Source organism: Sphingomonas sp. FW306-1B-B10E (genome assembly GCF_058782005.1).
In genome coordinates this window covers 141,804-162,280 of the sequence record NZ_JBYSXG010000001.1, presented here as the reverse complement: position 1 = coordinate 162,280, position 20,477 = coordinate 141,804, and the positions used below count along the sequence as shown (strand labels likewise).

At 68.1% G+C, this 20,477-nt stretch carries 24 protein-coding genes; 14 read left to right on the top strand and 10 right to left on the bottom strand.

Features of this window, described 5'->3' with window-relative positions:
* Positions 1-174: 174 nt before the first annotated feature.
* From AC3WJI_RS00835 to AC3WJI_RS00825, 3 genes are read right to left on the bottom strand one after another with little or no spacing between them, the layout of a single operon-like run.
* Positions 175-642, bottom strand: a complete 468-nt coding sequence (locus AC3WJI_RS00835) for a RidA family protein (RefSeq protein ID WP_492755329.1) — start codon at positions 640-642, stop codon at positions 175-177.
* 7 nt (positions 643-649) lie between these two features.
* On the bottom strand, positions 650-1,285 hold the full coding sequence (locus AC3WJI_RS00830) for an HAD family hydrolase (protein ID WP_492755328.1): 636 nt from the start codon (positions 1,283-1,285) through the stop codon (positions 650-652).
* A complete protein-coding gene (locus tag AC3WJI_RS00825; RefSeq protein WP_492755327.1) occupies positions 1,282-1,548 on the bottom strand; it encodes a DUF3572 domain-containing protein in 267 nt (88 codons plus the stop codon). The genes AC3WJI_RS00830 and AC3WJI_RS00825 overlap by 4 nt, the downstream gene beginning before the upstream one ends.
* 36 nt (positions 1,549-1,584) lie before the next feature.
* Between AC3WJI_RS00825 and AC3WJI_RS00820 the strand changes: the two genes are divergently transcribed.
* Together AC3WJI_RS00820 and AC3WJI_RS00815 are read left to right on the top strand one after the other, a co-directional pair.
* Positions 1,585-2,022: a response regulator gene (locus AC3WJI_RS00820; protein WP_492755326.1), complete on the top strand. Its 438-nt coding sequence runs from the start codon at positions 1,585-1,587 to the stop codon at positions 2,020-2,022.
* Between the two features lie 52 nt (positions 2,023-2,074).
* Positions 2,075-2,590, top strand: a complete 516-nt coding sequence (locus AC3WJI_RS00815) for an EF-hand domain-containing protein (protein ID WP_492755325.1) — start codon at positions 2,075-2,077, stop codon at positions 2,588-2,590.
* An 80-nt stretch (positions 2,591-2,670) separates the two neighbouring features.
* Here AC3WJI_RS00815 and AC3WJI_RS00810 read toward each other — a convergent pair whose 3' ends face one another.
* The 3 genes from AC3WJI_RS00810 to AC3WJI_RS00800 are packed head-to-tail and all read right to left on the bottom strand — an operon-like array spanning position 2,671 to position 5,590.
* A complete protein-coding gene (locus tag AC3WJI_RS00810) occupies positions 2,671-4,113 on the bottom strand; it encodes a S41 family peptidase (RefSeq protein WP_492755324.1) in 1,443 nt (480 codons plus the stop codon).
* Positions 4,114-4,173: 60 nt separating this feature from the next.
* Positions 4,174-4,872, bottom strand: coding sequence for a uracil-DNA glycosylase (gene ung, locus AC3WJI_RS00805; RefSeq protein WP_492755323.1), 699 nt, complete (start codon positions 4,870-4,872; stop codon positions 4,174-4,176).
* Positions 4,873-4,903: 31 nt separating this feature from the next.
* Complete coding sequence (locus AC3WJI_RS00800; RefSeq protein WP_492755322.1) at positions 4,904-5,590, bottom strand: endonuclease III domain-containing protein; 687 nt, start codon at positions 5,588-5,590, stop codon at positions 4,904-4,906.
* Positions 5,591-5,674: 84 nt separating this feature from the next.
* Between AC3WJI_RS00800 and AC3WJI_RS00795 the strand changes: the two genes are divergently transcribed.
* Positions 5,675-6,022, top strand: a complete 348-nt coding sequence (locus AC3WJI_RS00795; protein ID WP_492755321.1) for a GFA family protein — start codon at positions 5,675-5,677, stop codon at positions 6,020-6,022.
* Here the strand turns inward: AC3WJI_RS00795 and AC3WJI_RS00790 are convergent.
* Positions 6,001-6,426 (bottom strand): DUF1810 domain-containing protein, encoded by a 426-nt coding sequence (locus tag AC3WJI_RS00790; RefSeq protein WP_492755320.1) that lies wholly within the window; start codon positions 6,424-6,426, stop codon positions 6,001-6,003. The genes AC3WJI_RS00795 and AC3WJI_RS00790 overlap by 22 nt on opposite strands.
* Positions 6,427-6,469: 43 nt before the next feature.
* Here AC3WJI_RS00790 and AC3WJI_RS00785 point away from each other — a divergent pair, with 43 nt between their 5' ends.
* Both AC3WJI_RS00785 and AC3WJI_RS00780 read left to right on the top strand, forming a co-directional pair.
* Positions 6,470-7,483, top strand: a complete 1,014-nt coding sequence (locus AC3WJI_RS00785; RefSeq protein ID WP_492755319.1) for an ATP-dependent DNA ligase — start codon at positions 6,470-6,472, stop codon at positions 7,481-7,483.
* Positions 7,484-7,640: 157 nt separating this feature from the next.
* On the top strand, positions 7,641-8,012 hold the full coding sequence (locus tag AC3WJI_RS00780) for a tRNA-binding protein (protein ID WP_492755360.1): 372 nt from the start codon (positions 7,641-7,643) through the stop codon (positions 8,010-8,012).
* 54 nt (positions 8,013-8,066) lie between these two features.
* On the opposite strand, the gene ubiG is transcribed toward AC3WJI_RS00780, so the two are convergent.
* Positions 8,067-8,798, bottom strand: a complete 732-nt coding sequence (gene ubiG / locus AC3WJI_RS00775) for a bifunctional 2-polyprenyl-6-hydroxyphenol methylase/3-demethylubiquinol 3-O-methyltransferase UbiG (RefSeq protein WP_492755318.1) — start codon at positions 8,796-8,798, stop codon at positions 8,067-8,069.
* 57 nt (positions 8,799-8,855) lie between these two features.
* Between ubiG and AC3WJI_RS00770 the strand changes: the two genes are divergently transcribed.
* Genes AC3WJI_RS00770 through AC3WJI_RS00755 form a run of 4 tightly spaced genes read left to right on the top strand, consistent with a single transcriptional unit; the run spans position 8,856 to position 12,926 of the window.
* Positions 8,856-10,136: an aspartate kinase gene (locus AC3WJI_RS00770; protein WP_492755317.1), complete on the top strand. Its 1,281-nt coding sequence runs from the start codon at positions 8,856-8,858 to the stop codon at positions 10,134-10,136.
* A gap of 53 nt (positions 10,137-10,189) precedes the next feature.
* Positions 10,190-10,996, top strand: a complete 807-nt coding sequence (locus tag AC3WJI_RS00765) for a transporter (RefSeq protein ID WP_492755316.1) — start codon at positions 10,190-10,192, stop codon at positions 10,994-10,996.
* Positions 10,997-11,048: 52 nt separating this feature from the next.
* Positions 11,049-11,843: a hypothetical protein gene (locus tag AC3WJI_RS00760; protein WP_492755315.1), complete on the top strand. Its 795-nt coding sequence runs from the start codon at positions 11,049-11,051 to the stop codon at positions 11,841-11,843.
* Positions 11,844-11,894: 51 nt separating this feature from the next.
* Positions 11,895-12,926 (top strand): NAD(P)H-dependent flavin oxidoreductase, encoded by a 1,032-nt coding sequence (locus AC3WJI_RS00755; RefSeq protein WP_492755314.1) that lies wholly within the window; start codon positions 11,895-11,897, stop codon positions 12,924-12,926.
* A gap of 2 nt (positions 12,927-12,928) precedes the next feature.
* Here the strand turns inward: AC3WJI_RS00755 and AC3WJI_RS00750 are convergent, their stop codons facing one another.
* Positions 12,929-13,885, bottom strand: coding sequence for a hypothetical protein (locus tag AC3WJI_RS00750; RefSeq protein WP_492755313.1), 957 nt, complete (start codon positions 13,883-13,885; stop codon positions 12,929-12,931).
* A complete protein-coding gene (locus tag AC3WJI_RS00745) occupies positions 13,885-14,226 on the bottom strand; it encodes a PadR family transcriptional regulator (RefSeq protein ID WP_492755312.1) in 342 nt (113 codons plus the stop codon). The genes AC3WJI_RS00750 and AC3WJI_RS00745 overlap by 1 nt, the downstream gene beginning before the upstream one ends.
* 171 nt (positions 14,227-14,397) lie before the next feature.
* On the opposite strand from AC3WJI_RS00745, the gene AC3WJI_RS00740 reads away from it, so the two are divergent.
* The 5 genes from AC3WJI_RS00740 to tilS all read left to right on the top strand — a co-directional run bounded on the left by AC3WJI_RS00740 (position 14,398) and on the right by tilS (position 20,463).
* The gene (locus AC3WJI_RS00740) at positions 14,398-15,060 is read left to right on the top strand and encodes a hypothetical protein (protein WP_492755311.1); all 663 of its coding nucleotides are present in this window, start codon (positions 14,398-14,400) and stop codon (positions 15,058-15,060) included.
* Between the two features lie 59 nt (positions 15,061-15,119).
* The gene (ptsP, locus tag AC3WJI_RS00735) at positions 15,120-17,396 is read left to right on the top strand and encodes a phosphoenolpyruvate--protein phosphotransferase (RefSeq protein WP_492755310.1); all 2,277 of its coding nucleotides are present in this window, start codon (positions 15,120-15,122) and stop codon (positions 17,394-17,396) included.
* Positions 17,397-17,504: 108 nt separating this feature from the next.
* Positions 17,505-18,356 (top strand): helix-turn-helix domain-containing protein, encoded by an 852-nt coding sequence (locus tag AC3WJI_RS00730; protein WP_492755309.1) that lies wholly within the window; start codon positions 17,505-17,507, stop codon positions 18,354-18,356.
* Positions 18,357-18,431: 75 nt separating this feature from the next.
* Positions 18,432-19,376: a hypothetical protein gene (locus tag AC3WJI_RS00725; RefSeq protein ID WP_492755308.1), complete on the top strand. Its 945-nt coding sequence runs from the start codon at positions 18,432-18,434 to the stop codon at positions 19,374-19,376.
* Complete coding sequence (gene tilS / locus AC3WJI_RS00720; protein ID WP_492755307.1) at positions 19,354-20,463, top strand: tRNA lysidine(34) synthetase TilS; 1,110 nt, start codon at positions 19,354-19,356, stop codon at positions 20,461-20,463. The genes AC3WJI_RS00725 and tilS overlap by 23 nt, the downstream gene beginning before the upstream one ends.
* Positions 20,464-20,477 lie beyond the last annotated feature (14 nt).

Genomic DNA, 20,477 nt, shown 5'->3' with positions numbered 1-20,477 from the left:
ATTCAAACCAAAGGGTCCCCACCTGCTGTCGTCGGTATCGCGTCTATGGGGGCATCGCGTGCCGGCACGACTTCGAACGACGACCGAACATTGCCGGACGACGCTGCGCCGCACAACATTATTTGCTGGTTTGTTGCTCGTTCGTGACGAACTGTGGCTGTGCCGCCACAGCGATCAGCTGCGGATGGCGACCACCGCGTCGACTTCAACGACCGCGCCGAGCGGCAGCGTCGGCACGCCGACCGCGCTGCGGGCATGCCGCCCCGCCTCGCCGAACAGCGCCTGCATCAGTTCCGACGCGCCGTTCGCGACCTTGGGCTGATCGGTGAAATCGCCCGCCGAATTGACGAACACGCCGAGCTTGACGATCCGCTCAACCCGGCCGAGATCGCCGCCGAGCGCCTTCTTGATCTGCGCGACCAGCATCAGCCCGCAGCGCTGCGCCGCCTCCTGGCCGAATTCGAGGTCGCGATCCTCGCCTAGCCGGCCGGTCATCAGCTGGCCGTCCTTGAACGGAAGCTGCCCCGAGACGTGGAGCAGCCCGCCGGCCTCGACCACGGGGACATAGGCTGCGACGGGCGCCGCGGCTTCGGGGAGGGACAGGCCGAGCTCGGCCAGCTTCGCGTCGATTGCTTGGGTCATGCTGCGATCAACCACCGGCAGCATCGGCGGTCAACCCCGCCGCGAAGCGCGCTTCGATCCACGCCTGGGCCTCGCGCCAATCGTCGATGCGGGCATGGGCGTGCGGCGCGGGCGGAGCCTGCACGGCGATATCGGGCTCGGCGACCATGTGCAGGCGGTGGACCGCCGGCGCATGGCGCGCGACCGATTCGTGGTGCTGCTCGAGATCGTCGACGAACACCGTCACCGGATTGCCGAACTCGGCGACGAGCCGCGCCACCGGCTGACCCTTGCCGCCCTGGTTGCACTCCACCCGGTGCGCGATGCCGTGCGTGGCGAGCTGCGCAATGCGGTGGCTGCGGCAATGGTCCCTGAGGTTGGTCAGCACGACGATGTCGGCCTTCTCGGCCAAGGCAGCGAGCGCCTCGCGAGCGTGCGGCACCAGGGTTTGGCGCCCCATCTCGCCAGGGAAGAAGCCGTCGAGATAGGACCACATGACCTCGGGCTCGACCAGGCTGTCGTCGCCGCGCCGGCGCATCGAATCGGTGAAGTTGGTGCCGTTGGGCCGAAAGTCGATGTCGTGCGCCTCGCCGAGCCAGGTCCCGAAATGGCGGACCATATGGAGCAAGACTTCGTCGCAATCGGTGATCAGCAGCGGCCTCATGCGCGTTCGAGCTCCGCACGCGCGGCGACCAAGGCGGCCGGGGTGACGTCGAGTGCCTCGGCGCAGGCGATCAGATCGGGCTCGTGCGCTTCGAGAAAGCCGAGCGTCGCGGCGAGCAGTGCCGGCTCGCCCGCCCGCGCCCGCAGCTCGGCCGGATCGAGCCCGGTCAGGTCGAGCAGCCGCGTCGCGCGGGTAGGATCCCCCAGGGTCCAGACCAATGCCTGGAGCGCAACCGCCTCCGCGTTTGTTTCCATCGCAGGCATCGCCTAAACAATCTCCAACTTCATGAGGCTGAGCGCGTGACAAAAAGGGTGTTGGTTGTCGAGGATAACGAGCTCAATCTGAAGCTGTTCTGCGACTTGCTGCGCGCGCACGACTTCGCCGTGGCGCCGCTCAGCGACGGCCGCGAGGCGGTGGCCAAGGCCCGCGAATTCGCCCCCGACCTGATCGTCATGGACATCCAGATGCCGCACGTCACCGGCTACGACCTGATCCGCGAGATGAAGGGCGATCCCGAATTACGCGCGATCCCGATCATGGCGGTAACGGCTTATGCCGGGCGCGAGGACGAGGAGCGCATCCGCTCGGCCGGCGCCAACGCCTATGTCTCCAAGCCGATCTCGCTCGCGCGCTTCATGGAGGAAGTGCGTGCCCTGGTGCCCGCCGACCCCGTGGTCGAAAGCGAGCCCGACGCGACCGAAACGGAAACGCCGCCCGAGACCAATCCCGAACCGTGAAGCCGCGCTAGGTCATGAACTTCTAAACGTCCGCTGTCCGCAGGGCGCCCGAATGTCCAAGATCGGGCGGAACCTGTCATTGTATGGACGCGCCCGAAAGTGCACTATCGGCACCATGGCACCGACTTTCGGCACGCGAACGCCCTTAATCTTCAGCGGGCTGTCTCTCATTCTGGTTGCATGCAGCACACCGCTGCAGGGCCAAGCTCTCAATGGCAAGACAAGGAGTGGAGTTGTCTCCGGCACAGAACAGACTCTGGCGTCGTGGGACAAGGACAAGGACGAGAAGCTCAGCCGTGCAGAGTGGAAGGCGATGGCTAATCAAGCCATCGGATCAAACGCCGCCGATGGCGGCCGTGGGCTTCGTTCGACAGCCGACAAGTACTTCAGAGCGGACGACGCAAACGGCGACGGCTACCTTTCCAAAGAGGAGCTCTTACGGCCCGCACTAGCCACGTTCGATTGCATGGACGTAGACCGAAGTGGGGACCTCAGCGACGCCGAAGTTGGCGCGGCGATCAATTCCGGTTGCCCGAGTTACGATATGCAAGACGGCTCGCTTCGCTAAGGTCCCCGGGTGCGCAAACCCGTTCGAGCATGTCCGTTATCGGCGCGTTTCCTGCCAGTCCGCTCTTGGGACTCTACGACCTAGAACGCCCCCGGCACTTCGCGCTGGACCGTGCTCGGCCGGTCGGGCGTCAGCAGCTCGCGCACCGTGGCGGTGGTGCGTAACGCCAGCGTACTCTGCCCGCCCGCGCTGATCGCAGTGCAGCTACGCCCGGCGAGGAAATCGAGCGCCGCCTTGGTCGAGGCTTCACGCGGATCGCCGAGTGGATAAGCGACGTCGTCGCCCGCGCGGCAGCTCGCCTCGACCGTCCCTGCCAGCCCGTTGAAATAATTGCCCTGTCGCGCCGCATTCTGCGTGGCGAAGGCGATCACGCGCAGGCGATCGTCGCACGCCGCCTTGTCGACCGCGATCTGCCCCACCGGCTTGCCATAGGTGTTGGTGCCGATCAGCCCGGCATTGGCGTGGAGATAGGGGATGAAGGCATTGACGACGAGCTCGCTAGCCGACGCCGTGCCGCCGGTGCCGATGAACGCGATCCTGGTCGGCGCGATCGATTCGGCCTTGGGCTGGAAGAAGCGCGCTTCGTTCTCCGCCGATTTCTCGGGTCGGAAAACCATGTAATCGAACACGTCGCTGGCCGCGCGATTGGCGCCCATCAAATCGCCCATCAGTTGCGCGATCGAGACGAGGCCGCCGCCATTGTAGCGCAGGTCGACGATCACCTGGGTCACGCCCGCCGCCTTGAACTGGGCGAAGGCGGCGCGCAGCGCGGGATCGGCGGTGTCGATGAAGGTGCGCAGATTGACATAGCCGACCTTGCGCCCGCCATCGTCGAGCACCTTGGCGCCGTAGCGCGACGAGACCGGGGTCAGCGCATAATCGGCCTTGGCGACGGTAAGGTCGCGCGTCCCACTGGCGTCGGTCACGCGCAGCACCCGCGTCGTTCCCGCCGTCGTCGGCCCCAGCGCATCGGTGACCCCGGCCGCGCCGCTGCTCGCCATGATCGACGCCACGGTGCGCAGGTCGCCGGCGCTGGTGCCGATCGCGACGATCTCGGCGCCGCGGTCGATCCCGGCAGCCAGCGCCGGCGTGCCTTCGAACGATTCGGCGACGAACACGCGCCCCGCGGCCGGATCGGTGGAAAGCCGGAAGCCGAAGCCCGCGCTCGATCCCGACGCATAATACGCATTCTCTTCGGCAATCGAGGTCAGATAGGTGAAATAGCGGTCGCGCCCCTGCCCGCGCGCCGTGGCAGTGAGCGCGTCGATATAGTCTTCCACCGTCGCATAGGGCGTCGGGCTGAGGCTCGCTGGCAGCGTCTCGGGGAAGAGATACCATTCCTTGAGCTGCGCCGACGCCCAGTTCTGCCGGTCGCGCAGCGAACAGCCTGCGGCCACGGGCGTCGGAGTCGGCGCGCTGCCCGTCGCCGGCGGCGTCACCACCGATCCGCTGCCGCCGCCACCGCCGCCGCACGCGGTCAGCACCATCGACAGGCTCAGCAGCGTAGTGATCGTCTTGCGCATCTTCGACTCTTTGTCCGCTAGCTCAGAGGCTTAGAAGTGTGCGCGGTCGCTTGCGCCGCGTCAATCGAGCGCGGGGAGCGCCCAGTCGATCGGCTTCTGACCGCGGCTGGCAAGGAATGCGTTGGCTTTCGAGAAATGCCGGCAGCCGAAGAACCCCGAATGCGCCGATAAAGGCGACGGGTGCGGCGCCTTGAGCACGAGATGCCGCCCGCCTTTGTCGATCGAATCGACGAATGCCGCCTTTTTCTGCGCATGGCTGCCCCACAGCAGGAACACCACCGGATCGGGCTTCGCATTTACCAGCCGGATCACCGCGTCGGTGAAGCGCTCCCAGCCGCGCCCCTGATGCGACGCGGCCATGCTCATCTGGACGGTGAGCACCGCGTTGAGCAGCAGCACGCCCTGTTCGGCCCAATGTTCGAGAAAGCCGTGGCGCGCGCGCGGGATGCCGAGATCAGCCTCCATCTCCTTGTAGATGTTGACCAGGCTCGGCGGGGTGCGCGTGCCTGGGCGCACCGAGAAGCACAGCCCGTGCGCCTGCCCCTCGCCATGATAGGGATCCTGGCCGAGGATGACGACGCGGACCTCCTCGAGCGGGGTAAGGTCGAGCGCGCGGAACCACTCGCCGCCCGGCGGGAAGACGCGCTTGCCCGCCGCTTTCTCGGCGACGAGGAACTGGCGCAGCGCCGCCATATACGGATCGTCGAACTCGCCCTGCAGCGGTTCGCGCCAGCTCGGATGCAGTTTGACGTCGCCCATGGCCCTCGTGTCGGAAAGCAGGGCGGCGCTGTCAACGCGGGCGCGACGAACAATCGCCGCGGAGCGGGCATCGCGCGCAATCGGGCGCGTCGAACCGACAGATGCTCTGGCCGAGCGCCTTGGTGGCGACATGGAGATCGAGGAAGTCGCTGCCACTCCATTCGGGTATCGCCGCGGTCGCCGCCTCGCTCGCCGCACGCGCATCGGCATGCCGAGCAACGAACCCCAGCCGCTGGAGCACGCGCAAGACATGACCGTCGACGATCAGCACCGGCCGGTCGAGCGTGCTGCCGTTGAGTGTTGCCGCCGCGACCTTGCGTCCGACGCCAGGCAGGCGCTCGAGCCAGCCCAGCGCCTCGCCGATCGGCGGCGTGGCGAGGAAGGAAAGATCGAACCCGCGGCGCTCGGCGGCGATCCGGCCGAGCGCGCCGACGACATAGCCCGCCTTGTCCTCGGCATGCGTCACGCCGGCGATACAACGGAGCACCTCGCCGCGTCCCGCCGCGAGCACCCGCCCCGGCGTTCCGAATGCCGCGACCAGCTGGTCATAGGCGGCGAGCGACACCGCGTCGCGCGTCCGTCCGCTGATCATCGACTTCACCAATGCCCCGATCGGCGACCGACGCGGCAGCGGTGCGACTTGCGCGCGCACCGGCACCAGTGCCTTCTGCCAGCGGAGCAAATCGTCACGCCCCGAAAAGCCGAAACCCGATTGCATAGCATCGCATTAGAACATTAGAAGAACATTCGCAAGCGCGCAGGTACGATATACGGTGCCCGCGCTCAGAGAGAGGAGAGGGAAATGCCGTTCACCGGAAGCTGCCATTGCGGCGCGATCGCTTATACCGTCGACGAGGAGATGCCTGCCAAGGCGCTGGCGTGCAATTGCTCGATCTGCCGGCGCAAGGCGCCCCTCCACCACTTCACCACGCCCGACAAGTTCACGCTGCACACGCCGCGCGACGCCGTCGCGACCTACCGGTTCAACCATCACGCCATCGACCATCATTTCTGCACGACCTGCGGGATCGCGCCGTTTGCCGAGGGCAAGGGGCCGCAGGGACCGATGGTCGAGATCAACCTGCGCTGCGCCGACGGTGTCGACCTGGAGGCGCTGGAGATCCAGCACTATGACGGCGCGAGCCGCTGAAGCGTCTCGGGATCGCGCGACCCGCCGTAGAAATGGTCGAGCACGGCTCCGAAGCGCGCCTCGTCCGGCGCCGCGGCTTCGAACAAGGTCATCGACGAGCGCAACTTGACCGCGTCGATCCCGCCGAGGATCGCCTCTGCGCTCGCGCGGCCGGCATGGCTCAGCACCGCGTCGGCCGCCGCAATCAGTCGCGGCCCGAGCAGCGGATGCGTCAGATAGGCGCGCGCTTCGGCGAGGTCCGCGATCGCGTAGAAGCGCGCGGTCTCGCTGCGCCCCAACCCCGCGATCTGCGGGAAGACGAACCACATCCAATGGCTCCGCTTCTGCCCCGCACGCAGCTCGGCGAGCGCCTGCGGATAGGTCGATCCTTGTGCGTCTACGAACCGCTCCAGGTGCAACGCCATTGCCGTCCTCGAACCAAATGCGGCGACCCCGCGTTGCCGCAGCATGACGATCGAACCGATGGAAGCCCAGCTGGTTGCCGAACTGCCCGACGGGCCGGGCTGGCAGTTCGAGCCCAAATGGGACGGCTTCCGCTGCCTCGCCTTCAAGCAGGGCGACGAGGTCGAGCTCCAGTCCAAATCGGGTAAGCCGCTCGCACGCTATTTTCCCGAGGTCGTGGCGGCGGTCGCCGCATTGTCCGTCGAGCGCGTAGTGCTTGACGGCGAGCTTCTCATCCCGGTCGGCAACAGCCTGTCGTTCGACGCACTGCAGATGCGGCTGCATCCCGCCGAGAGCCGGATCCGCAAGCTCTCGGCCGAGACCCCGGCGCGGCTGATGCTGTTCGACTGCCTGTGGTCCGGGGGGTCCCTGGCCGAGCGTCCGCTGGTCGAGCGGCGCGCGGCGCTCGAGGCGTTCTACGCGCGGCACCGCTCGGCGACCCTGCGCCTGTCGCCGCTGACCGAGGATCCCAGGGTCGCGCATAAATGGCTAGATGCCGCGGGCGGCGCGCTCGACGGGGTGATCGCCAAGCGCCGCGACGAGGCATACCAGCCCGGCGAGCGCGCGATGCGCAAGGTCAAGCGCCTGCGCACCGCCGACTGCGTCGTCGGCGGCTTCCGCTACGCGACCAAGAAGCGCGAGGTCGGTTCGCTGCTGCTCGGGCTCTATGACGAGGCCGGGCTGCTCCACCATGTCGGCTTCACTTCGGCGATCGCCGCGGCCGACCGCCCCGAACTGACAAAGCGGCTCGAGGCGCTGGTCGAGGCGCCCGGCTTCACCGGCGACGCCCCCGGCGGGCCGAGCCGCTGGTCGACCGAGCGCAGTGCCGAATGGCAGCCGCTGCGCCCGGAGCTGATCGCCGAGGTGCGCTACGATCACGTCACCGGCCACCGCTTCCGCCACGGCACCGGCTTCTTGCGCTGGCGCCCCGACAAGGCGCCGCGGCAATGCACAATGGAACAACTCGGCGAGGAAGCACGGCCAGCAGTGGTCGAGGCGGCGTTGAAGGCGGCGGATTGAGTAATCTGTTCCCCGGCGAAGGCCGGGGCCCAGTATCGACGAACGCGGCGCGTGCAGACCGACCTCTCGAACCCTTGGCAACTGGGCCCCGGCCTTCGCCGGGGAACAAGTGGGTGCGCCTTGATTCCTGCGCCACCCCTCCGCCATGAAGCGCAGCATGCACGTCACCCATGACCCCGCCGCCCTCCCCGCCGAGACGATCGGCTTCGACCAGTTTCTCGCGGTCGACATCCGCGTCGGCACGATCGTCGAGGCCCTGCCCTTCCCCGAGGCACGCAAGCCGGCGTACAAATTGCTGATCGATTTCGGCCCGGCGATCGGGCGCAAGCGCTCCTCGGCGCAGATCACCGAACATTATACACTGGAGGAACTCGTCGGCACCCAGGTCGCCGCAGTGGTCAATTTCCCGCCGCGCCAGATCGGGCCGGTCAGGTCCGAAGTGCTGACGCTCGGCTTTCCCGACGAAGCCGGAAAGGTCGTGCTGTTCCGGCCGACCACGCCCGTCCCCAATGGCGGCCGGCTATTCTGACAGCCGCCCCGCGCCGCACCCTGTTCCCCGGCCTTCGCCGGGGAACAGGATGGTCTAACCCCGTCGCGCAGTGACCAGATAGTCGAGGCTTGTATCCTCGCTCAGCACGAACCCCCGCGCCGGCGAGAAGCCGAGCCCGCGCAGGTCGGACACCACCAGCCCTGCGCCTTCGAGCAACGCCGTGAGCTCGGCCGGCGTCAGGAACTGGCTCCAGTCGTGCGTGCCCTTGGGAATCGCGCCGCCGCCTTCGCCGAAGGTGATCATCGCCAGCCGCGACAGCGCGGTGCGGTTCGGCGTCGACAGGATCATCAGCCCACCCGGCGCGAGCGCGTCGGCGAGACCCGCGACGAACGCCGCCGGGTTCGAGACATGCTCGATCACTTCCATCGACGTGACCAGATCGAAGCGCCGTCCGGGCAGATCCTCGATCCCGCCCGCGACATATTCCACGTCGAGCCCGATCGCCGCGGCATGCGCCCGCGCCGCGCCGATATTCTCGGGCGCGGCATCGAGCCCAGTGACCTTCGCCCCCAGCCGCGCCAGCGGCTCGGCGAGCAGCCCGGCGCCGCAGCCGACATCGAGCGCGGTCCTGCCGGCCAGCGGCGCGAACGACATCCCGTCGCCATCGAAATGCGCGTCGACGACCTCGCGAACATAAGCCAGCCGCGCCGGATTGAGCCGGTGGAGCATCGCCGAGCTGCCCTTGGGATTCCACCAATCCGCGGCGAGCTTGCCGAAATGCTCAGCTTCACCGGGGTCAATAGTTGCTTTGGTTGCGTTCGCCATGGCCGCCTCCTATCAGGCCGGTCCATCCTACCCAAGGCCCGGAAACAAGCACCCGACATGGCACGCATCGTGATGAAGTTCGGCGGCACCTCGATGGCCGGGATCGAGCGCATCCGAAGCGTCGCCGCGCGGGTCAAGCGCGAATGGGATGCGGGCAACCAGGTCGCCGTCGTGGTTTCGGCAATGGCCGGCGAGACCGACCGGCTGGTCAATTTCTGCCGCGAGGCGAGCTCGCTCTACGATCCGCGCGAATATGACGTGGTGGTGTCGAGCGGCGAGCAGGTCACCAGCGGGCTGCTCGCGATGACGCTCCAGGCGATCGGCGTGCCGGCGCGCTCGTGGCTGGGGTCGCAGGTCGCGATCCAGACCGACGCCGCACATGCCAAGGCACGCATCCAGTCGATCGATTCGGACGGGCTCGAAGAAGGCTGGGCGCGCGGCGAAGTCGCGGTGATTCCAGGCTTCCAGGGCGTGACCAGCGACGGCAGCGACCGCATCACCACGCTCGGCCGCGGCGGATCGGACACCTCGGCGGTTGCGGTGGCGGCGGCGGTCAAGGCCGATCGCTGCGACATCTACACCGATGTCGACGGCGTCTACACCACCGACCCGCGCATCGTCCCGCGCGCGCGCAAGCTCAAGAAGGTGACCTACGAAGAGATGCTCGAGCTCGCCAGCGTCGGGGCCAAGGTGCTCCAGACGCGCTCGGTTGGGCTCGCGATGAAGGAAAAGGTCCGTGTCCAGGTGCTGTCGTCGTTCACCGGCGACACCGCGCCGATGGCGGACACGTTGCCCGGCACGATGATCGTCGGCGAAGAGGAGATTCAGGACGTGGAAAGCCAGCTCATCACCGGCATCGCGCACGACAAGAACGAAGCCAAGATCACGCTGACCGCGGTGCCCGACAAGCCCGGCGCCGTCGCGTCGATCTTCACCCCGCTGGCCGACGCCAACATCAACGTCGACATGATCATCCAGAACATCGCGCACCAGAGCACGGGTTCGGCGAGCGCCACCGACGTGACCTTCACCGTGCCCGCGGCCGACCTGGCGCGCTCGATCGAGACGCTCAACCAGTCCAAGCCGGCGATCGGCTTTGCCGAGCTGATCCAGGACACCCGCGTCGCCAAGATTTCGGTGGTCGGCGTGGGCATGCGCAGCCATGCCGGCGTCGCCGCGACGATGTTCACCACGCTGGGTGCGCGCGGGATCAACGTCCAGGCGATCACCACCAGCGAGATCAAGGTTTCGGTGCTGATCGACGAGGACGAGACCGAGCTCGCGGTGCGCGTACTCCACACCGCCTACGGCCTCGACGCCGAAGACGCCGCCGCCTGAGCAACTATTTGGCGCGTGCGGACTTTTGCTTCCGGATCGTGACGGGAGCGCGCATGCGGATTGCACTCAAACTCGCGGCGGGCTGGCTGCTCGCCATCGGCACCGTCAGCATGGCGCAGGCGCAGGAACTGCGCGAATTCTGCGCCGACCGGCCCGGGCTCGGCACGCCGAGCTGCACCGTCGATGCGGGACATGTCGTAGTCGAGGCAGGCGGGGTCGACTGGACGCTTGAACGCGATTCGGACACCCGCACTGACACGATCACTGCTGGCGACCTCCTTGTCCGCGCCGGACTGACTCCCACGCTCGAGGCGCAGATCGGCTGGACCGCGTTCGGCCATGTCCGCGAGCGCGACGCCACCGGCGGGGTCTCGCGGATCAGCGGGGTCGGCGACATTCGCGTCGCGCTGCGCCAGAATCTCGTCAATCCCGACGGATCGGGCTTCTCGGTCGCGGTGATGCCCTACGCGACATTGCCCGTCGGCGGCGCGGCGATCGGCGCGGGCGATTGGGGCGCCGGGGTGATCGCGCCCGTGCATTTCGACCTCACCGACAAGATCGGCCTCTCGCTGACCCCGCAGGTCGAGGCCGCGGTCGACGAGGACCGGCACGGCCGCCATCTCGCTTATGGCAGCGTCGTCGGGCTCGACACCGATCTGTCGGATGCGCTGAGCGCCGCGCTCGAAGTCCAGCTGACCCGCGACGACGATCCGCTGGAAGCGCATACCGAGGCGCTGGCCAGCCTTTCGTTCGCGCTCCAGTCCGGCGAGAACCTGCAGTTCGACGCCGGCGCGGTCGCCGGGCTCAACCGGGACAGCCCCGACCTCGAGCTCTATGTCGGCGTGGCGCGCCGATTCTAGCGAGCGCGCCTGACATTTTTCCGCCGCATCCGCGCGGCATCGCTCGCCTGCCTTGTCACTAGCCGATTCCATCGAACCGCGCCCGAGCGCCTCCGCCCGGCTGCGCGCTTCGCTCGGCCAGCGCGGCATTGCCTTTGCGCTCGCGCTCGCGGTCGAATTGCTGGTCGCGCTGCTGCTCTGGTTCGTCGCGCCCGCGCTCACCGAGAAGAAGCCGCCGCCCACCACAAAGACCTTCGGGATCGACACCGCGCCGGGCGACACCGAGCAGCCTGCGCGCACCGAGCAGAAAAAGGCCGCGGCGAAGAGCGACGGCCGCGAAAAAGCGCGCCCCGAGCCGCCCAAGCCGGTCCCGCCCCCACCCGAGCCCAAGCCGCCGACCGAGCCTGTCCCGCAAACCTTCATCCGGATGACGCGGCGCGATTATGCCGCAGCCGACATCGCCGGGATGAAGTCCACCGCCCCCGCCGCGCCCAGCGAAGGCGAGGCGAGCGCCACCTTGGGCAGCCGCGCCGGCGACACTGCGATCGTCGGCAAGGCGCCCAATGGCGAGCCGCTCTACGCCGCTGAATGGTACCGCCGACCGACGCATGCGGAGCTCCAGACTTATATTTCTGCGCGCGCCCGTGGCCCCGGCTGGGGGCTGATCGCCTGCCGCACCGCCGAGGGCCACCGCGTCGAAGACTGCCAGGAAGTCGCCGAAGGCCCGCGCGGATCGGGCTATGCCGGATCGGTGCGCCAGGCCGCCTGGCAGTTCCGCGTCCGCGCGCCGCGGGTCGGCGGCAAGGAGCTGACCGGCACCTGGGTCAGCATCCGCATCACGTATGGCACTGTCGCCGACGACGACTGAGCCGCGTTCGCGCTTGCCCCAATGTAGCCGACACGGCTACGTCCTGCCGCCATGACGACTGACAGCAGTATCGGCGCCGAGCGCCTGGCCCGCCGGATGGCGCGCGGATGCGAGTTCCTGGGCAGCGAGGTCGCGATCCTATGCGGCGCGATGTCGTGGGTGAGTGAGCGCAATCTGGTCGCGGCGATCTCGAACGCCGGCGGCTTCGGGCTGATCGCCTGTGGCGCGATGACGCCCGAGTTGCTCGATAAGGAGATCGCCGGCACCAAGGCGCTGACCAGCAAGCCCTTCGGCGTGAATCTGATCACGATGCACCCGCAGCTGCTCGAGCTGATCGACGTGTGCAAGAAGCACGCCGTCACCCATGTCGTGCTCGCGGGCGGCCTGCCCCCGGCCGGCAGCCTCGATGCGATCAAGGCGTTCGGCGCCAAATTGATCTGCTTCGCCCCCGCGCTCAGCCTCGCCAAGAAGCTGATCCGCAGCGGCGTCGACGCCCTGGTGGTCGAGGGCATGGAAGCCGGCGGGCATATCGGCCCGGTCTCGACCAGCGTGCTCGCGCAAGAGATCCTGCCCGAGGTCGCGAGCGAGGTCCCGGTCTTCGTCGCCGGCGGGATCGGTCGCGGCGAGGCGATCGCCGGCTATCTCGACATGGGCGCCGCCGGGGTCCAGCTCGGCACCCGCTTCGTCTGCGCGACCGAGAGCATCGCGCACGCCAATTTCAAGAAGGCGTTCATCCGCGCCTCGGCCCGCGACGCCACCGCGAGCGTCCAGATCGACCCGCGCCTTCCCGTCATTCCGGTGCGCGCGCTCAAGAATGCCGGCGGCGAGCTGTTCACCGCCAAGCAGCGCGAAGTCGCGCAACTGCTCGACGAGGGCAAGGTCGAGATGGTCGAGGCCCAGCTCCAGATCGAGCATTATTGGGCCGGAGCGCTGCGCCGCGCGGTGATCGAGGGCGATGTCGAGCATGGCAGCGTGATGGCCGGCCAGTCGGTCGGCATGGTCAAGAAGGAAGAGCCCGTCGCCGAGATCATCGCGACCCTGATGGCCGAAGCCGCGCACGCGCTGGAGAAGCGCGCCGCCTGAGCTCAGCGCGGCTCCCTGTACAGCTGCCAGAGTTCCTTCGCACATTCGAAGACCGTCAGCGCCGCGACGGCGATCACCGCCACCGCGAACCCCTTGTCGAGGCCGTGCTGCAGCCGCGCGACCTGGTGCGCGTCGGTGCCGGTGACGAGGACGATCCGCCCCGCCTCGTGCAGGACCTTGGCGATGGCGAGCGTACCGGCGACGCAGCCGAGGATCACCGCCGCACGCAACGGCTTCCACGACGGACGCAGCAGCCCGATCATGTCGTTGAGGATCCTTGCCGAGACCAACGCGATCACCGGCCAATGAAGCGGCGTCCACACCGGCGCGGCGACGACGTTCAACGGCACATCCTTGGGCACGAACACGATCGGAAAGGCGCCGGCCCACCAGGCAAGGAACGCCAGGCCGAAGGCAATTGCGAACACCGGCTCCCAGCGCTTGCGCGGCGGCAGGTCGAGCCGGAGCTTTGTCAGGTCGGGCAGGTCCTTGGGCTTCCATTCTGCCAGATAGTCGTCGAGCCAGCCGGTCCGCTCGATCACGGCAAAAGCCAGCGTGACCAGCGCCGCGTTGAGGAGGAGCGATGACCCGGCACCGACGGCGCCCTGCCACAGCACGCGCATCAGTGGCTGGCCGACCAAGAAGCGTCCGCCGATCTGCACTGCCTCGGTCACGGCGACCACCGCGAGCACGATCCGCAGGATGAACCAGTAAAAGGGGAAGACCTCCGCCCCGATCAGCGCGCGCTGGCCGTGATATTGGCCGGCGACCGTCAGCGGATGGCCGAATTCGCGCAGCAGATCGCTGACCTCGTCGCTGCTCAGCGGGCGACCGAGCGCCTCCTCGCGATCTTCGACGCGCGCGGCGATCAGATCCGCCAGTTCGGCGACGATGTCGTCCGCCTTGGCGGCGGGCAGGTTCCAGCGCACCGCGCCGAGATAGCGTTCGACCAGGTCCATCACTTGTCTCCCTCGGTAAGGCGGAGGATCGATTCGGAGATCGCATTCCATTCGGCGAGCAGCTGGCCGAGGATCGCGAGCCCGTCGGGCGAGAGCCGGTAGAAGCGCTTGTTGCGCTTGCCCTCCTCGCGCCACTCGCTGGTCAGCAGGCCCTGCGCCTCGAGCCGGCGCAGCAGCGGGTAGAGCGCGCCTTCGTCGATCGGCAGCCCGGCATCCTCCAGGCTCGTGCGCAGCGTGTAGCCGTAGCGCTCCTCGCGCAGCGCCCCGAGCACCGCCAGCACCAGCGAGCCGCGTCGCAGCTCGACGCGCAGCTTTTCGAACAGATCTTCCTCGGTCGGCACTGCAGTGTCTCACATGGTATGTGTTACACACTGTATGACAAACAGTACGTACAAATGCAATAGGCTGCAGGGACGATTCCTGAGCCCGACTAACCGCCTGAGTTATCCCAGCTTTCTATAATGAAGAGCCGAGGCGCGTGGCTCCTCACGTCGATCGGCGGGGTGGGTTCCATGAAGCTTCTTGCACGAGTCCTTTTGTCGTTTTCCGGCGCGACGCTGATTGCGGCGCCGGCTGCAGCACAGCGTTTCGATGCGCCGCCGGCGCCGCCCGCGGGTGCCGCGCCGAATCAGATGATCCCGGCGCATGACGCGCAGGGCCGTTACGCCACCCCCAACCGCGATCTCAGCCGCGACGAGGCGAGCTGGCACGTCCGTGCCGCGCTCAACGTCGCCGCGCTCGGCTGCCGCGACGCCGCCGAGCCCGAGACCGTCGCCGCCTACAACCGCCTGCTCCGCGCGCAGCAAGCGAGCCTCGCCGCGGCCGATGCCGCAGTGAAGGACCTGTACCGCGCGCGCCACGGCGCCGGCTGGGAAGACGTGCACGATCGCCAGATGACTCGTGTCTATAATTTCTTCGCGCAGCCGACCGCGCATGACGGCTTCTGCGTCGCGGCGCGCGAAGTGCTCGCCCGAGCAGAGACTGTCGAACCCGTCCAATTCGCCGCTTTTGCTGCCGAGGCGCTGCCGCGGCTCGAGGCGCCGTTCACCGATTTCTACGATCGCTACGAGAGCTACCGCGTCGCTTATGCCGCGTGGCAGCGCGGCGATTCGGCGCCGGTCGCGATGGCGGCGGTGAACACCGCGCCGCGTCAGCTGGGCGCGCTGGTTCCGTAACGGCGATACGACCTCGGGGAGAATAGCGCGGGCGAACGCAATCTGTTAGCGCGGGCGGCATGGCCCTCACTGCCGCTGCCTCCGCCCGCGAGATCCTGACCCGCCTTCACGACGTGATGGCGAAGCGGCTCCCCGCCCAGTCCAAGCTCAATTCGGTCGTCGAGATCATCGGCACTTCGCTCGATAGCGAAGTCTGCTCGATCTACCTGTTGCGCGAAGGGTTGCTCGAACTGTTCGCCACCCGCGGCCTCGCGCAGGAGGCCGTCCACGTCACCAAGCTCGCAATGGGCGAGGGTCTGGTCGGCACGATCGCCAAGAATGTCGAGACGCTCAACCTCGACGAGGCGGCGACCCATCCCGATTTCGCCTATCGGCCCGAGACCGACGAAGACCGCTTCCACAGCTTTGCCGGCGTGCCGATCATCCGCCGCGAACGCGCCGTCGGCGTGCTCGCAGTCCAGCATGTCGAGCCGCGCCGTTATGCCGATGTCGAGATCGAGGCGCTGCAGACCGTCGCGATGGTGCTCTCCGAGCTGATCGCCAATGCCGATTTGATCGACGCGGCAGGCGCGACGTCGACGCGCCCGCAGCCGACCGCGGCGGCGCATGCCCACGGCTTCAAGCTGGTCGACGGCATGGCCGCGGGCGTCGCGGTGTTTCACCAGCCGCGCATCACGATCGAGCATACCGTCGCCGAGGATGTCGAGGTCGAGCGCCACCGCGTCTATGCCGCGTTCGACAAGATGCGCGACCAGATCGAACGCATGGCGAGCCAGGCGGAATTCGGCGGCGGCGGCGAGCATGACGAGGTGCTCGCGACCTACAAGATGTTCGCCTATGACGAAGGCTGGAGCCGCCGGATCAACGAGGCGATCGATTCCGGACTGACCGCCGAGGCCGCGATCGAGCGCGTCCAGCAGCGCACCCGTCAGCGCATGCGCGAGATCGACGACGCGCTGCTGCGCGATCGGATGCACGATCTCGAAGACCTGTCCAACCGGCTGCTCCGCATCGTCTCGGGGCAGTTGGGCACCGCCGCGCAGATGGGCTTGCGCCACGATTCGATCCTGATCGCGCGCAACCTCGGCCCCGCCGAGCTGCTCGAATATGACCGCCGCCGGTTGAAGGGCGTGATCCTCGAGGAAGGCTCCCTCACCGCGCACGTGACGATCGTCGCGCGGGCGATGGGTGTCCCCGTGCTTGGCCGCGTCCGCGACATCCGCCGGCTGATCGCCGAAGGCGACATGCTGCTGCTCGACACCGGCGAGGAGAGCGTATTCATCCGCCCGAGTTCCGCGATGCTCGAGGCGTTCGAAGCCAAGCTCGCGCTCAATCAGAAGCGCCGCGCCGCCTTCGCCCAGTTGCGCGGCGAAGTGCCGGTGACCAAGGACGGGCACCGCATCACCGTGATGGTCAATGCCGGGCTGCGCGACGATCTTGCCGCGCTCGATTTGACCGGCGCCGACGGGATCGGATTGTTCCGCACCGAATTCCAGTTCCTCGTCTCGGCGACCTTGCCGCAGCGCGAGGCGCAACGCCGGCTCTACAAGGACGTGCTCGAATCCGCCGGCGACCGGCCGGTGACCTTCCGCACCGTCGATATCGGCGGTGACAAGGCGCTGCCGTACCTCAACCATGACGAGGACGGCGAGGAAGAGAATCCTGCGATGGGCTGGCGCGCGCTGCGGCTCGCGCTCGACCGCGACGGCCTGATGAAGGCGCAGGCGCGCGCGCTGATCGAGGCCGGCGCGGGCAAGACGCTCAACATCATGTTCCCGATGGTCTCCGAGCCCTGGGAGTTCGACGCAGCGCGCGAACTGTTCGAGGCACAGCGCACTTGGCTCGCCGCGCGCGGCAAGAAGCTGCCGACCGAGATCCGCTACGGCGCGATGCTCGAAGTGCCTGCGCTCGCCGAAGTGCTCGACATCCTGCTGCCCAAGATCGACTTCCTGTCGATCGGCACCAACGACCTCACCCAATTCCTGTTCGCCGCCGATCGCGCGCATCCCAAGCTGGCGCTGCGCTACGATTGGCTGAGCCCGTCGATCCTGCGCTTCCTCAAGCGCGTGCTCGATCAGGCGCAGGCGGCTGGTGTTCCCATCGGCGTCTGCGGCGAGATGGGCGGGCGGCCGTTGGAGGCGATGGCGCTGATCGGGCTCGGCATAGACCGGCTGTCGATCACCCCCGCCGCGGTCGGCCCGATCAAGGCGATGGTGCGCTCGCTCGACCGCGCCGCACTGATCGCCGCGACCCAGGCCTGGCTCGCCGACCCGCGCGAGTCGCTGCGCGTTTCGCTCGCCGAATGGGCGCGGCAGCATTCGGTCGAACTGGCCTGATCTTTCGCCCAATTCGCGGACGTCAGCGTTGACACGCGCATTCTGCTGGGAGACACCCGCGCAAAGGCGGGAGCGCTTCGGGCCGCAACCCTTCCGCCGGAGATAAGAATGGATGGCGAACCCGCCGACAACGCAACGCTGTTTCCCGCTACCGTGGGCGAAAAACTGCGTGCGGCGCGCGAGGCACAGAAGCTCGAGCTGAGCGAGATCGCCAGCCGCACCCGCATCCCCCAGCGCCATCTCGAGGCGATCGAGAGCGGCAATTATTCGGGCCTGCCCTCGGTCACCTATGCGATGGGGTTCGCCAAGGCCTATGCCCGCGCTGTCGGCGCCGACGAAGTTGCGATCGGCCGCGAGTTGCGCGCCGAACTGGGCGACCGGCCCGAACGGCCCGCCCCGCCGCCATCCTATGATTTCAACGAGCGCTCGCGCGTGCCATCGGCCGGCATCGCCTGGGCCGGCGCGATCGTCGCGATCCTCGTCCTGATCGGGGTCGGGCTCTGGTACGGCACCAATCTCTTCCGCGGCACGGCGCCGGCCGAGGAAACCGTCGCGATCGAGAATAGCGAGGCCGGCAATGCCGCCGCAACGACTGCGACCGCGGCGCCGACCCCCGCGCCGGTTACCGGCGGTCAGGTGACGCTCGTCGCGACCGACACCGTCTGGCTGCGCGTCACCGACGCGAGCGGCAAGCGGCTGTTCGAGAAGGAAATGGCCGCGGGCGAGCGCTATGACGTGCCCGCCGACGCCGACCGCCCCAAGGTCCGCACCGGCCGTCCCGACCATCTCCAGGTGCTACTCAACGGCTCGAACGTCGCGCCGCTCGGCACCGGCGTCGAGACGGTCGAGGCCGAAGTGAGCGCCGCAGCGCTGCAAGCGCGCGGGTCGTCCGCCGCACCCGCGGCGCCGGCCGGCGCACCCGGCGAAGCCCCGGCTGGCAACACGATAGCGAACCCTTAAGGCTGGCGACAGGCGCGGCGTGTCAGCTATACCGCGCTCCTATATCCCTAAATCCTGCACCGGGGGGTGTGACGAATGCGTATTTTGATGGCTGCGGCGGCTTTGTCGGCTTTACTCGCGGGGACCGGCAGCGCCTATGCGCAGTCGACCGCGGTCGAGGGCCGGGTCGACCGGCTCGAGCGCGAGATGCGCGCGGTGCAGCGCAAGGTGTTCCCGGGCGGCGCCGGCCAGACGGTCGAGCCGCAGATCGTCCCCGAGACCAACCCCGAGATTTCGGGCACCCCGGCGGGCACGCCGATCGCCGATCTCACCCAGCGCGTTGCCGCGCTCGAGAACCAGGTCCAGACGCTGACGGGTCAGGTCGAGCAGGACGGCTATCGCCTCAAGCAGCTCGAGGACGGGTTCAGTGCCTATAAGCGCGCGACCGACGCGCGGCTGAAGGCCCTGGAGGCGGGCGGCAGCGCGGGTACCGACGCTTCGGGCGGCGATCCGGTGATCGCGCCGGTCGATCTCGGCGGCGGCGCCCCCGCCCGGCCTACCCGTCCCGCTGCCGACGACAAGCCTGTGGCCAAGCCGAATGGTACGCGCGCCCAGCAGGTCGCCGCAGTCGAGAAGCCCAATAGCGGCGACCCTGCCGAGGACGGCTATACCTATGGCTACCGGCTGTGGCAGGCCAAGCTCTATCCCGAAGCGCGTCGCGAACTCGAGGGCGTGGTCACAAAATATCCCAATCACCGCCGCGCGAGCTTCTCGCAGAACCTGCTCGGCCGCGCCTATCTCGACGCCGGCGCGCCGAGCCTCGCCGCGGTCGCGTTCTACGAGAATTACAAGAAGAACCCCAATGGCGAGCGCGCGCCCGACAGCCTCTATTATCTCGCCCAGGCGCTGACCAAGCTCAAGAAGCCGGCGAGCGAGGTGTGCAAGGTCTACACCGAACTCGACCAGCTCTACGGCGCCCGCCTCTCCCCCGAAATGAAGGCCGGCATGGCCGAGGGACGTGCTGCGCAAAAGTGCAAATGAGCTGACGCCGGCGGCGGAGCTCGTCGCGCGCTTTAGGCGCGACGTGGAGGCGATCACCGGTGCGGCGCCCGAGGCCGAACGCTCGCTGGGCGTCGCGGTTTCGGGTGGTCCGGACAGTCTGGCGCTGTTGCTGCTCGCCGCGGCCGCCTATCCGGGAAAGGTGATTGCGGCGACCGTCGACCACGGCCTGCGCCCCGAGGCTGCCGATGAAGCGCGCGACGTCGGCGAGATTTGCAGCGCGCTCGGCGTGCCGCACGACATCCTCAGCGGCACGATTCCCGAGGGCAATCTCCAGGAAAGCGCCCGCACCTTGCGCTACGCGCTGCTCGCCGCGTGGATCACGGGCCGCGCCCAGTGGCTCGCCACCGCGCACCAACAGGATGATCTCGCCGAAACCTTCCTGATGCGCGCCCGCCGCGGCGCGGGCGTAGGCGGGCTTGCCGCGATGCGCGCCACGCGTCCATTGACGCAACACGCACTAGACTTGGAATCCGGTCCGAGCGAAGGCCGGGGCCCGACTTCGGGCAGCAGCGAAGCGCGTGCGGGCGCCGCAGCAACTGTGTCGCAACTGGGCCCCGGCCCTCGCCGGGGTCGGATGCTGATCCGCCCCTTGCTCAGCTGGTCGCGCACCGAACTCGAAGCGATCGTCACGGCGGCAGGGATTTCGCCCGCGCACGACCCGTCGAACGCCGACCCACGCTTCGATCGGGCACGTATCCGCCAGTTGCTCGCCAACGCGCCCGACTTGCCGGCCGAACGCCTCGCGCTCGCCGCGCGCAACCTGCGCCATGCCGAAGACGCGCTCCTTTGGGCTGCCGAGCGCGAATGGCAGGCGCGCAGCCGAAGTGAGTCGGCTGCCGTCTGCCTCGATCCGGTGGGCTTGCCCTATGAATTGCTGCGGCGCCTGGTCGAGCGGGCGATCCACTATGTCCGATCCAACGCGGCCCCACCCCTGCGCGGCGAAAGCCTCGATCGCCTCCTCGCCACGCTCGACGCCGGCGGTACCGGTACGATTGCGGGGGTGAAAGCGAGTGCAAAACATGCTGAATGGCGTTTCAGCGCAGCTCCGGCGCGCCGATCACACTGATCGACCCAATTCCG